This is a genomic window from Limosilactobacillus secundus (assembly GCF_020784695.1).
Taxonomy (GTDB): Bacteria; Bacillota; Bacilli; order Lactobacillales; family Lactobacillaceae; genus Limosilactobacillus; species Limosilactobacillus reuteri_F.
This window is the reverse complement of sequence record NZ_JAJGUA010000046.1, coordinates 56,438-70,640: the sequence shown is the minus strand read 5'-3', so window position 1 is coordinate 70,640 and position 14,203 is coordinate 56,438. Positions and strand designations below refer to the sequence as shown.

Sequence of the window (14,203 nt, the reverse complement as noted above, 5' to 3'; positions counted from 1 at the left end):
TTCGTTTTATGATAAAATTAGAAGAGCAATTTAAACGATAGAAAGGATTAAAGACTATGGGAACACTGGGATTTGTTTTAGGAACAGCAGCAATGGACCATCAGCAAGTGTTGATCGATCAATTAGTTGACCAGCTAAAGAATGCATCTGCTGATGAGAGTTTTTATTATTTGGTGCCTAACCATATTAAGTTTGAAACTGAAATTAATGTCCTTGCTGGTCTTCGTGATCGCCAAGGACTTAGCGGAAGTGACAGGTTCGCCTCTTCACGCGTACAGGTACTTTCGTTTAGTCGGCTTGCTTGGTACCTTTTACGAGATACTCCAGCTTTTCAAAAACAACACCTTTCTAAAATTGGGATGGCGATGCTAACTTCCCAAGTTGTTCAAGAACAGACAAGTGATCTTCGTTTATATGCGAGCGAAGTAAAACAACCTGGATTTATCCAAAAGATGACAGCTCAGCTTGAAGAATTAAAAAATGCCAACATAACCGCTGACGACTTAACTGGTATTATTTCCCAGGTGAAGTCAGCGAATGATCCAGCAGCTAACCAGGCGTGGCTCGCTAAAATGCATGATGTTGAAATTATATATCATGCCTATGAAGATCGGTTGCGTGACCGGTACATTGGTAATAGTGAGTTATACCGGCAATTAGTGTCTTACCTTCAAAAATCACCAGAAGTTGCTAAGATGCACTTCTTTATTGACCGTTTTACTCAGTTTACTGCAAATGAACAACAGGTAGTGGATGCATTAATTACGAATGCCGCATCGACAACTATTTCTTTAACCCTTGATCGTGGATACCCCGATCAGAACCATCCAAATCCGCAGGAACTTCCTCCTAAAAATAATCTATTTTATTCTTCCGCGATGCAATTTCACCGTTTATGGAAATTTGGCCAAATGCATCAAAAAGAAGTAAAGGTTTTGCAAAATGTAGCGTTTGCGACGACTCCTCGTGTTGGTATGGAATTACAACAAGTTGATTCGTATTTTAAGCGTTATGCAAGCGAACCAATTGGCCCCGGCGAGCGGGAAAATCTTTCTTGTCCCCAAAATATTCAATTTATGACAACTAGCAATCGGATGACTGAATTAAATAGTGTGGCCACTCAGATTCGCCAATTAGTTGCTAGTGGGAAGTATCGTTATCGTGACTTCCTTATTCTTAGTCGCCACCTAGACGGTTATCAGACAATGATTGAACCGGTTTTTGCAGCACATAATATTCCAGTTTTTAATGATCATGAACGCTTGATGGATAACCATCCGCTAGTAACGCTCCTTACGACATTATTAGAATTACCGCAGCGAGGCTATCGAACAGCAGACATCATCCAATTATTGAAGACATGGTTACTTGTTCCACGGACAGGCACTGGTGATTTGATGGGGCTAGGCGACTTTCAAGCAGCTGTTTTCGCTACTGAGAATTGGTGCCTTAAGCAGGCAATTGAAGGAAAAAGTGCTTGGACAACTAATGATCCAGAAAAGGTTAAGCAATTATGGCAGGTGCCCGGAACGAACCTGACAGATCCAAAGTATACGCAATCACGGTTAAAAAAATTAAACGACCAGTTAGCCCTTGTGAAAGGCTTTGTTGCTAACCAATTACTGCCAGTTCTCGATCAGTTTAAACAGGCACAAACAGGACAAGAACTTGCGACTGTGTTATACCAGTTCTTAGCTACCATGGGAGTTACGGAACGGTTATATGCTTGGCAACAATACCAAAGTACCCGGGATTTAGATCTTGCGCGCCAACCACAACAAGTCTGGACTACCTTTTGCCAAATTCTCCAAGAATATGTAGAAATCTTGGGCCAACAAGAACTACGGAATGGAACTAGTGAGGTCCTTGCAGATTTTAGTGAATTGCTCCAGGCAGGTTTTGCGGCTGCCCAGTATTCTCAGATTCCGGCAACGCTAGATCAAGTAGTAGTCTCTGAAACTGGAATTGTCCAAAGTGAAAACCGAAAAGTAGTTTTTATGATTGGATCCACTGATGATGTGATGCCTGAGATGCAAGAAAGTGATAGTTTGTTAACTGATCAGGATAAGGATATTTTGAGTGCTTATCTTGATGAAGACTTCCAATACCTTCCTGGCACAGCAATTGACCAACTGATTGATGAGCCATTTGTCCACTACACTGGCTTTATGAACGCTAAGGAACAGTTGATTTTCTCGGCACCGCAAACTGATAGTGATGATAAGGAACTCAGTATATCGCCATATATGCATGATATGGCTCACTACTTTGGTCAACCGGTTCGTGAATATCCATTAGCTACTAGCAAGGCTGGGCAAGAGAATGCTATTGATTTTATTAGTGCGCCGCTTGCAACAATAAACCGGTTAGTCGAAGTTAGCCGGCAAATTCGTGATGAGCAAGGAGTTAGCATTAATCGCCAACCGGTCATGCCCGTTGGATGGCAAACAGTTGCTGAATCGTTGGTTAAGTTAGCTAAGCAATGGCAACAATCAGCTGATGCTAAGGTTCGAGCAGAAGGGATATCACTAGGTCAGCGTTTATCTTTAGTTGCTGCTGGCTTTCATTATCAAAATAAGATTGATTCCCTGGGAAATAAATTGGCTCAAGCACTTTATCTTCGAATGGCTCCAGATGACGAGCGTGGGCGGGTATTATATGCCTCGATTTCGCAGTTACAAGATTTTTATATTAATCAGTACGAATATTTCCTTAAGTACGGCTTGAGGTTGCAAAAACGAGAGGAGTTAACCTTATCTAACGACCGCATCGGTACTTTCTTTCATAAAGCAATGGAGACTTTTGTTACAACAATTCGGGAAAATAATTTGTCATTTGCAGACCTTGCCCACAAAGATAATCAAATGCAACGTGACCAGCTGATTGACCATGCATTAGTTACAGCTCAAGAGAACCAACCAACCTTATTGCGTCTCATTAATTCTTCAGCCCAAGCCCAATTCCAATATCAGCAATTAACCGCCATTGTTAAAACAATGTTAATTACATTATGCCGCCAAGCTGAATATACCGGCTCACAGCCAGTAAAAACCGAAGTTCAGTTTGGACGAATTGGTAACCAACAGCCGGGCAACCTTGGTTCTCTTGATTATCCGCTTAAAGATAATCATCATATTTATCTGCGAGGACGAATTGACCGAATCGATAATCTTAAGCAAGGAAACGATAATTTCTTGACGGTCGTTGACTATAAGTCGAGTAATCATCTTTTTGACCTCACTTCGGCTTATTATGGACTCTCTCTCCAACTTTTAACCTACCTTAACGGGTTACAGGCAAACTTAACTGAATTGGAAACGAATAATCCACGACTGGCAGGGGCATTATATCTTCGTTTGAATAATCCGACAATTAAGGCTACCGAGTTAAAGAAAAATTCCCTCGATGATTTGAAATTAAAAGAGCACCAATACAAGGGTATTCTCTTGAATGATCCACAATTATTGCGGGAGTTAGATAAGAGTTTAGATAAACAAGCATTCTTATACCCACTTAAGGAGTATAAGAATGGAAAAATCAAAGCTAATAAAGAAGCGCTTCTCGTTACGCCACAGCAACTTGATTGGCTGCAAAACATGAATAAGGAACTTGTAATTAATGCGGGTAATCAGATTTTGAGTGGTGACTTGAAACTAAATCCTTACCGGTTATTAACTGGAAGCAACCGCCGCACAGGACTTGATTATAGTGACTTTTTAGACGTATTTCAGTTTGATAATATGCTTGACCAGCAAAACTACCGCGACCTAAATCCTAATTTAGCAAAAGAAGCATTTGATAATGTAGTCCAAGACGATGATGAGGAGGATAAGAAGTAATGGCTGGATTTAAACCAACGCCTGCTCAATCCAAGGCGATTAATGACCGTGGCGAAAATATCCTAGTTTCAGCTTCCGCGGGATCAGGAAAAACGGCTGTGCTAGTAAATCGGACAATTGAATTAATTAAAGAAGGGCAAAGCATTGATCGAATGCTACTCGTAACATTTACGGACGCAGCAGCAAAGAATATGCGGGATAAAATCAGGACAGCCTTGCAGAAAATAGTACAAGATTCAGCTAATCCAAAAGATTTACGTGACCGGATGAGTAATCAAATTAACCGGCTTGCGGCTGCAGACATCAGTACGATTCATGCTTTTTGTTTAAAGTTAATAAAGCGCTACTACTACTTGATTGACCTTGATCCACAATTTCGGCTTTTAACTGATGAAACGGAACGATTGTTACTTCAAGAAGATGTCTGGCATGAAGTTAGTGAAGAACTATATAAAAATGCTGAAGAAAAAGTTCCGGGAAGAGCTTCTTTTAGCGAACTAGTTCTCAACTTTTCTAGTGATCGTGATGACCAAGGACTCGACGACTTGATTTTACGGTTGTATGAAATTGCTAATGCTCAACCTGACCCTGAAAAGTGGCTCCAAAAATTACCAGATAATTATGATTTAGGGGCGGGCTCCCTATTAGAATCTAATTTTTATCAACAACAGCTAAAGCCCCTAGTCATCGAAAAGCTCAATCAGTTTATTCAAGATTATCGTGAATTAGCAATAAGAGCTAGCGATAACGGACTAGACCAAGCCGCTGAGGTTATTAAGAATGATGAAGAGTTGATGCATCAACTTCTTTCTTCACTAGGGGGTATTACCGTCAGTGATGTTTGTCAAATGATGGCGCAGCAAAAGTTTGGTAGTTTTCGGGGACGACCAGCGGCAGATGATCCACGGATTGATGTATTTAAAGACATTCAAAAGCAGCGTAATCAGCTAAAGAAGCAGTGGGAACAGACAGTTAGTACTTACTTAGGGAAACAGGAAGCACAGGAACCAATTGTAAAAGAAGAACTGGTAACTGACCTAACGGCTTTCCGTGATCAATTTACAGCCTTGTTAAGCACAGCAACTGAAAGTCAATTAGACGATAAAACTATTGATTCATTGCAAAAAGACCAGCAGATGATGCTAGAGCTTTTAGACTTATTGCAACCACCTACTTGGAATACCATTCGTGATTTATTTGCTAATGCTAAATTTGCGCGAATGAGCGGCAAACCGAAAGACGACGAGCTAGCTGAGGAAGTATATAAATCGCTGGGAAATGCTCGAACTGGGATAAAAAAGCAATTTGATCAGCTAGTTGATCGGTTCTTTAATTACCGTGAAGACCAATTTCGATTAATTTCAACGCATGCTCAGGAACTTTTACGAGAATTGAGCGCAGTAACGATTAATTTCCGTCGGCGGTACCAACAAACCAAGTTAAATCGGCATGTCCTTGAATTTAGTGATTTGGAGCACTACGCGTACGCTATTTTAACGCCACCAGACGACCAGCCAAACTGGCAAGCCCTCGTTAAAGATCTGCAAAATCATTATCAAGAAATTATGATTGATGAATACCAAGATACGAACCGCCTTCAGGAAAGTATTTTGATGAAATTGACATCTCCTGAACGCAAGAACCTATTTATGGTAGGGGATGTTAAGCAATCGATTTACCGATTCCGTGAAGCTGATCCAACATTATTTCTTGAGAAATATCAAAACTACCGTCAAAGTAACGACGGAGAAGCGATTATTTTAGGGGAAAATTTCCGGTCGATGACTAATGTGACGAGCTTTACCAATGTCCTTTTCGAACAACTTATGGATAGGGAAGTTGGTGAAATTGATTATGATGAAGATGCCCATTTAAAATATGCGGCAACTTATTACGAAGAAAATCAAGATAATAAGGTGCAACCAACAGAAGTATTATTGTATGACGCGAATGCTCTTGATCCAGAAAAAGAAGATGTTGAACACGAGGATGATAAATTAGCTGGAGAATTTCGGATGATTGGGATGCGAATTAAGCAGATGGTCGAAAATCAAGAGTTAATTTTTCATCCAGAAGATGGACAGATGCATCCGATTCAGTACGGTGATATTGTTTTGCTTGAGCGGACAAAGGCAATCAATAATTCATTGATGGAAGAGTTTAATAAACTTAATATTCCATTGACGGTTCACGATGTTGAAAGCTATTTTCAAGCTACCGAAGTTCGAGTAATGATGTCCTTGTTGAAGATAATTGATAATCCACACCAGGATATTCCATTAGTTGCAGTTCTGCGATCACCGATTATCGGGTTAACTAACCAAGAATTAGCTTTTATCCGTCTTCAAAATCGCTCTGTTGATTACTATGCTGCCTTGCAAGCATTTATGAATAATTACCAACGAAAGACGCTTCGCCACCAATCGCTCCTTACTCCTGAACAGGTAAGTGATCTCTATGAAAAAGCGGATCGCTTCTTAGGGTTGCTTCGTGTCTTTCGACAAACAGCCCAACAGCAAACCCTTGTTGACTTGATTTGGCAGATCTATGACCAAACAGGTTACCTTGATTACGTCGGGGCAATGCCAGGAGGTCACCAACGGCAAGCAAACCTCCACGCCCTTTATCAACGTGCGCATTCCTATGAACAAAGCAGCTTTAAGGGCCTTTATCAATTTATTCGCTTTATTGAGAAAATGCAGGAACATGATAAAGATTTAGGAGTAGCACCGACGCAGTTAACTGCAAACACGGTTAATGTTATGACGATTCACGGAAGTAAGGGGCTTCAATTCCCCGTGGTATTTCTAATTGATGCCACACATGGTTTTAACAAAGGAGCAGCTCGTGAAAATGCAGTTGTTGATGCTGTTGCGGGGGTAGGAATTCGTTACATGGATGATCAACGGGTCATTTATGATACGCCGCAACGACAAGCAGTGATTGAAGAGATTCAGCGCGGAGAACGAGCAGAAGATCTTCGGGTTCTCTATGTTGCATTGACCCGAGCGGAACAGCGGTTAGTTATTACGGGCTCCTTTAATGAAGAAATGCGGACACAAAGTCTTGTTGGTTCATGGCAGCGATGGCAGAAAGCCTACCAGAGTAAGAATTTACTAATTGGCCCGCAACCACGGATCACTGCAAATTCATTTATGGATTGGATTGGTCTTGCACTATCTCGTTATCCGGAATTCAATGCGCAACAATTGAGTCGTGGAAATGTCACGTTAGAAGAAAGCACTCTTGCTGATACTAAAGTTACTGGTTTGGCGGCTGATCCTCATTTTATTGCAAAAACGTATACCGCGCTTGATGTTAGTGATGGATTGGCAAAAATTGGGCAAAATGCTAGTGCTAATGTAACGGAAAAGAACAATACAGTCACAACTGATGCTGCTGAACAAAAGATTGATCAAATTTTGCGCTATCGTTACCCCTATCTTGTCGCTACTCAAACAACTGCTTACCAATCCGTTACAGATGTTAAACGAGTCTTTGAAGATCCTGACACACGTGATATGGCGCGGTGGGATTATGATCAACAACAAAAGGTAAAGACGCAAGGTATTTACTTAAATAATAACTTTGATGTCCCTGCTTTCATTCAGCAGACTACTCAGGAACCCGCGGCAACAGAAATTGGAACAGCAACTCACCTTGTTTTCCAAAAACTCCCACTTGATGAAGGTCCGATTAACGTTGAATTTGTTGATCAAGAAATTCAAAAATTAGTAGGAGAAAAATTGATTAATCCAGTTGTGGCAGCGCAGATCAACCGTGAAGGAATAGTGGCCTTTTATCAGACTAATGTTGGACAGAAGATTTTAAAACATCCTGCAGGCTATCATCGTGAAGTGCCGTTCTCAATGATTATGAATGGGCATGAATTATTTAAAGGGGTAAATGTTAGTGATGATGAACGTATTTTAATTCACGGAATCATTGATGGCTACTTAAAAACTGATGAGGGAATTATTCTAGTTGACTATAAGACTGATCATCTTAACAAAGATTATCGCGACTTTGATTTGGCACGGATAAAGGACCGGTATCGGGGACAATTAGAACTCTATAAAGAAGCTTTGAACTTAATGGAAGGGATTTCAGTTGTCCAAATGGGGCTTTACCTGTTAGAATTAGGAGAGTTCGTGTTATTTACAAAAGAGGGTGATTAGTTGGCGACAATTAAAGATATTGCACAAAAAGCAGGGGTATCGGTTTCGACTGCTTCTCGAGCTTTAAACCATAATCCACGAATTAGTGAAAAAACACGACAACGAATCGCGACGATTGCTAAAGAGTTGGGATATCAACCAAATTACAATGCACAGAACCTAACACGGGGCGAATCAAATATGGTCGGAATTATTTTTCCAGTAACCAGTGATACTGCTCCTGCCAACCCTTTTCATATAGACTTGTTACGGGGAATTAGCATGGCATTAAAGCCAATTCACTATGAAATGGTTGTGGCAATTGTACCCACTACCACAGATCTTTTACAAAATGTAAAATCGATGGTCGAACAGTCGAAGGTGCATAACTTTTTAGTGCTTTATACGGTTAAAGATGACCCCATTACTAATTACCTTCGCCAAAATAACCTTAATTTTGTGGTGATCGGTCACCCAGATAAAGCCCAAGATCGTTTTGTCGACAATGATAACGTAGCGGCAGGACAAGCGGCGACTGATTATCTGATGGATCATCAGGAGGTTAGCCACCCTGTGTTTCTTCAATCTGCAAGTAATTGGGCATTTGAACAGGATAGACATCAAGGTTATAAGCAGAGTATGCGAAGTCATCAACTTCCTGCTCTTAGCTGGCGATATTCATCAAGCGGGACCGCAGTTAAAGATTTTATTAAACAACATCCACAAATCGATTCAATTGTTTGTGCTGATGACTTGTTACTGGTACGATTAATACGGCAACTACAAGAATTTAATTTACCAACTATTTGTTTTAACAATAGTCGGTTGATGGGGATGTTAATTAATCAAGAAGAAAAGGTTGATTTACAACCCCGCAAATTGGGTCAACAAGCTGTTGAATTGCTTTTTAATCCAGAAGAGCAATTTCGAATCGTTGATTTTAAAATAAATAGTTGATAGAAAGGACCACGGAATTACTTACCAGGGTCCTCTCTTATTTTTACATGGAGGGAAATCGGAATGGAGAAGGTTTACATTGTTGCTGCTCAGCGAACACCAATCGGTAAGTTTAATGGTCAGTTAGCTTCAAAGTCGGCAGTTGAATTGGGAGCGATTGCAATTAAAGCGGCTGTTGAAAAGGCAAAGCTCAGCGGAAACGAGATTGACCAAGTATTAATGGGGAATGTTATTCAAGCAGGGACTGGACAAAACCCAGCTCGCCAAGCATCAATGGTCGCTGGATTAGGTGAGCAGGTTCCGGCAATAACGATTAATGACGTCTGTGCGTCGGGAATGTCCAGTGTTGATTTGGCAGCAAGTTTGATTCGCGCAGGACAAGCTAATGTAATTGTTGCCGGGGGGATGGAAAGTATGTCTCAAGCCCCTTATGTTCTTCCTAAAGCACGGAATGGTTATCGGTTTGGGAACGGGACCTTACTTGATGCAATGCAAAGTGATGCTTTAAATGATGTTTATGGCGATTATCCGATGGGGATTACTGCTGAAAATATCAATGATAAGTATCAGATTACTCGTCACCAGCAGGACGAATTTGCTTTGACGAGCCATCAACGTGCAGTAAAGGCTCAAAAAGCAGGCTATTTCGATTCAGAGATTGTGCCAGTTGAAGTTAAGCAGAAACGAACAACCGTGACTGTAACGGTTGATGAAGCTCCACGACCAGCTACTTCACTAGCGGCTTTAGAGAAATTAAAACCAGCTTTTAAACCTGATGGAAGTGTGACCGCAGGAAACGCCTCGGGAATTAACGATGGAGGAGCGGCCCTAGTTCTTGCTTCTGAAAGTGCAGTCAACCAGTTAGGATTAACTCCGTTGGCTGAGTGGCAAGGAGCTGCAATTGTTGGTCTTGATCCAGCATTAATGGGTTTGGGACCATATTATGCAATCAAAAAGCTCTTAAAAAACCAGCAGATGTCGTCAGATGACGTAGATACTTACGAAATTAATGAAGCGTTTGCGGCCCAAGCCCTTGTCTGTCAAGACTTGCTTCATCTTGATCCTAGTGCTGTTAATCCTTGGGGTGGAGCAATTGCGTTAGGCCATCCTGTTGGGTGTTCAGGCGCGCGAATTATCGTCACGATGATTAACGAAATGCATAGGGATAATCATGAACGCGGTATTGCTTCGCTGTGTGTTGGGGGCGGAATGGGTGAAGCGGTTCTGCTTAAGAAAATTTAGTACCAAGAATAACTTTTATCGTAAAAGGCAAGTAATTGATGAAGCATGACTTTTTTCAATTGCTTGCTTTCTTTATTTTATTAAGCTAAATATGTTTTAAATTATTAACTATAACAGTTTTATTTCACAGAGCTTTAACAGTAATAACTTTAAATTATAAGAATCTGCAACCGTTTTCCAAAAAAATGCGCAAGCGGTTGCACAACAATTTTAAATTTGATATTATTAATATTGCAATAATGTATGAAGCGCTTACAATAATCATAAGTGTCTTTTAGAACTATTTTATAAGTTAAGGAGTTGTTAGCATGAGTCAAGAAAAGTCCACGGGGGCTGGATTACCTACTCTATCAAAGAGTACCATCTGGATGATCAACTTTGGATTCCTTGGTGTTCAGACAGCTTTTACTCTGCAGAGTTCTCAAATGAGTCGGATTTTCCAAACTATTGGGGCCGACCCTAACAACCTTGGCTGGTTCTTCATCTTACCACCATTAGCTGGTTTGATTGTTCAACCAATCATTGGTTATTATTCAGACCGTACATGGGCACCAAAATTAGGTGGTCGGCGGTTACCATACTTACTATTGGGAATGATTGTAGCTGTTATCGTTATGATTTTGCTTCCTAATTCAGGAAGTTTCGGTTTCGGGTATGGTTCGCTTGCTGCCCTTTGGTTCGGTGCAATTACTGTTGCTTTACTTGACCTTTCATCAAATGTGGCAATGCAGCCATTTAAGATGATGGTTGGTGATATGGTTAACGATGACCAAAAGAGTTATGCCTATGGGATTCAAAGTTTCTTATCTAACACAGGTGCTGTGTTAGCTGCCGTTTTCCCATTCATTTTAACTGCTTGGTTTGGGGTTCGTAACACTGCAAAACGAGGTGTTGTTCCAGATTCAGTTATTATCGCCTTCTACGTTGGGGCAGCCTTGTTAGTTGTTACTAGTTTATTTACAGTTTTCCGGGTTCATGAATATGACCCAGCAACTTACGCAAAGTACCATGGTATTTCTGAAGATGATAACAAAGAGGGTGGAAATTGGTTCACACTCTTAAAGCATGCACCAAAGGCATTCTGGACAGTTACCCTTGTTCAATTCTTCTGCTGGTTTGCATTCCAATACCTTTGGACATACTCAGCAGGGGCTATTGCTAAAAACGTTTGGGATACTGTTGATGCTACCTCTGCTGGTTACCAGGCTGCTGGTAACTGGTATGGTGTGCTTGCGGCTGTTCAATCAATCGCTGCTGTTATTTGGTCATACGTTTTAGCTAAGGTGCCAAACAAGTACCACAAGCTTGGTTACAGTGGTAGTTTACTTCTTGGTGCTCTTGGGTTCATTTCAGTGTTCTTTGTTCATGATCAATGGACGTTGATTGTTTCATACACCCTTGTCGGAATTGCTTGGGCTGCGATGAACACTTACCCATTAACAATTGTTACAAACGCATTGACTGGTAAGCACATGGGTACATACCTTGGATTATTCAACGGTTCAATTTGTTTACCACAGATTGTTGCTTCATTATTGAGTTTTGCTTTATTCCCATTATTTGGACACTCACAAGTTCACATGTTTATCCTTGCTGGTATCGTAATGGCTCTTGGAGCTCTTTCAGTTGCCACAATCAAGGAAACTTATGCTGAATAGGAGTTATTTAATAAAACAAATCAATTAAGTTATAATAAAGGCAGGTTAAAGACTACCTTTATTTCAGATGAAAGGAATTGAGATTTCAATGAAACGTACATTTGATATTGCCCCTTGGCATGTTGCTACTCACAAATGGGACCCACAAGACAAGCGTTTACAAGAATCAATGACTAGTTTAGCCAATGAAAATCTTGGTATGCGTGGCTTCTTTGAAGAAGGTTACAGTGGTGACCACATGGAAGGTATCTACCTCGGTGGAGTTTGGTTCCCTGACAAGACTCGTGTTGGTTGGTGGAAGAATGGTTATCCTAAGTACTTTGGTAAGATGATCAACGCTGTCAACTTCATGAAGTTAATCATTAAGGTTAATGGTGAACAACTCGACCTAGCCAAGCAAACACCAAAAGACTTTAAGCTTGATCTTGACATGAAGCGTGGTGTCTTAGAACGGCGCTTTACTGTTGAAATTGGTGGTACTGAAATGTACTTCAATTTTGAACGTTTTGTTAGTGTTACACAAAAAGAATTAGTTGGTCAACGTCTCCACATTAAGAACCGTGGCGACAATGATGCTAAGGTTGAAATTACTAGCATGATTGATGCTGATGTATACAACGAAGATGCCAACTACGATGAACAATTCTGGAACGTTTTAGGTAAGTCTGCTGATGGTGAACATGCTGAATTAACTTCTATGACTAAGAAGAATGATTTTGGCACTCCACAATTTATCGTTGGAATGAAGACTACTTCAAAGACTAACCTTGACCACGTGGGTGACGGCACTGACGAAAAGCACGCTTACAATACATTTGCTGGTACTGTAGCTGCTGGTAAAGAAGTTAACTTTGAAAAGCGCAGTATCGTAATGACTTCTCGTGATTATGACTCCCAAGCAGATATTGAAAAGAACTTGGATGTATTAGGCGACCAACTTGATAATCAAAGTTTTGACGATTTACTTGATCCACATATTAAAGAATGGGCAGACCGTTGGGTTAAGTCTGATGTTGAAATTGAAGGTGACGAAGGAGCTCAACAGGGTATTCGTTTCAACCTCTTCCAACTCTTCTCTACTTACTACGGTCAAGATTACCGTCTTAACATCAGTCCAAAGGGATTCACTGGTGAAAAGTATGGTGGTGCTACTTATTGGGATACTGAAGCTTACTGTATTCCAGTTTACCTTGGGGTTGCAGACCCAGAAGTTGCACGTAACTTATTAATGTACCGTTACAAGCAATTAGATGGTGCCTTTGTTAACGCTAAGGAACAAGGACTTGATGGTGCATTATTCCCAATGGTTACCTTCAACGGTATTGAATGTCATAACGAATGGGAAATTACCTTTGAAGAAATTCACCGTAACGGGGACATTGCCTTTGCTATTTACCTTTACACTAAGTACACTGGCGACAAGTCATACGTTCTTAACGAAGGTGCAGAAGTTCTTACTGAAATTTCTCGTTTCTGGGCAGACCGTGTTCACTACTCCCAAAACAAGAACAAGTACATGCTTCATGCCGTAACTGGTCCTGATGAATACGATAACAACGTAAACAATGACTGGTACACTAACCTTCTTTGTCGTTGGACCCTTCAATACACCCTTGATATCTTAGACCAAGTAGATGAAAAGGTAGCTAAGAAGCTTAATGTTTCAGAAGACGAAAAGCGTAAGTGGAAGGGTATTGTAGACAACATGTACCTTCCTTACGACAAGGAAAAGGACATCTTCCCAGAAAACGATGGCTTCATGGACAAGGACTTGACTCCAGTGTCTGAAATTCCAAGTGACCAATTACCACTTAACCAACACTGGTCATGGGATAAGATCTTACGTTCACCATACGTAAAACAAGGTGACGTTATCCAAGGTCTCTGGGACTTCATTGATGACTTTACTAAGGAAGAAAAGAAGAATAACTTTGACTTCTACGAACAATTTACTGTTCACGAATCAAGTCTTTCTGCTTCCGTTTACTCAATTATCGCTGCTGATATTGGTTACGAAGACAAGGCCGTTGAATTGTATGAACGTTCAGCACGTCTTGACCTTGATAACTACAATAACGATACTTCTGATGGACTTCACATTACTTCAATGACTGGTTCATGGCTTGATATTGTTCAAGGATTTGCTGGTATGCGTGTCCGTGATGGTCAATTACACTATGCACCATTCTTACCTAAGAAGTGGGATTCATACCAATTCCGTCAAATGTTCCGTGGTCGGATCTTGAAGGTTAAAGTTGACAAGCATGGTACTAAGATTGACCTTGTATCAGGTGACCCAATTACCATCGATCTTGACGGTAAGAAGCTTGAATTAAAGTAATTCTTGGAG

At 40.7% G+C, this 14,203-nt stretch carries 6 protein-coding genes; all 6 read left to right on the top strand.

The window, feature by feature from the left end; translation table 11 throughout:
* Positions 1–56: 56 nt before the first annotated feature.
* A complete protein-coding gene (locus tag LMB57_RS09520; RefSeq protein WP_229272447.1) occupies positions 57–3,839 on the top strand; it encodes a PD-(D/E)XK nuclease family protein in 3,783 nt (1,260 codons plus the stop codon).
* Positions 3,839–8,017, top strand: coding sequence for a helicase-exonuclease AddAB subunit AddA (gene addA, locus LMB57_RS09515; protein WP_229278213.1), 4,179 nt, complete (start codon positions 3,839–3,841; stop codon positions 8,015–8,017). The genes LMB57_RS09520 and addA overlap by 1 nt, the downstream gene beginning before the upstream one ends.
* Positions 8,018–8,953: a LacI family DNA-binding transcriptional regulator gene (locus LMB57_RS09510; RefSeq protein ID WP_229272449.1), complete on the top strand. Its 936-nt coding sequence runs from the start codon at positions 8,018–8,020 to the stop codon at positions 8,951–8,953. It begins immediately after the preceding gene.
* 63 nt (positions 8,954–9,016) lie between these two features.
* Entirely contained in the window at positions 9,017–10,195 is a 1,179-nt protein-coding gene (locus LMB57_RS09505; RefSeq protein ID WP_229272450.1) for a thiolase family protein, read from the top strand.
* Between the two features lie 308 nt (positions 10,196–10,503).
* On the top strand, positions 10,504–11,853 hold the full coding sequence (locus LMB57_RS09500; protein WP_019252100.1) for an SLC45 family MFS transporter: 1,350 nt from the start codon (positions 10,504–10,506) through the stop codon (positions 11,851–11,853).
* A gap of 88 nt (positions 11,854–11,941) precedes the next feature.
* Positions 11,942–14,194: a glycoside hydrolase family 65 protein gene (locus LMB57_RS09495; RefSeq protein WP_229272451.1), complete on the top strand. Its 2,253-nt coding sequence runs from the start codon at positions 11,942–11,944 to the stop codon at positions 14,192–14,194.
* Positions 14,195–14,203 lie beyond the last annotated feature (9 nt).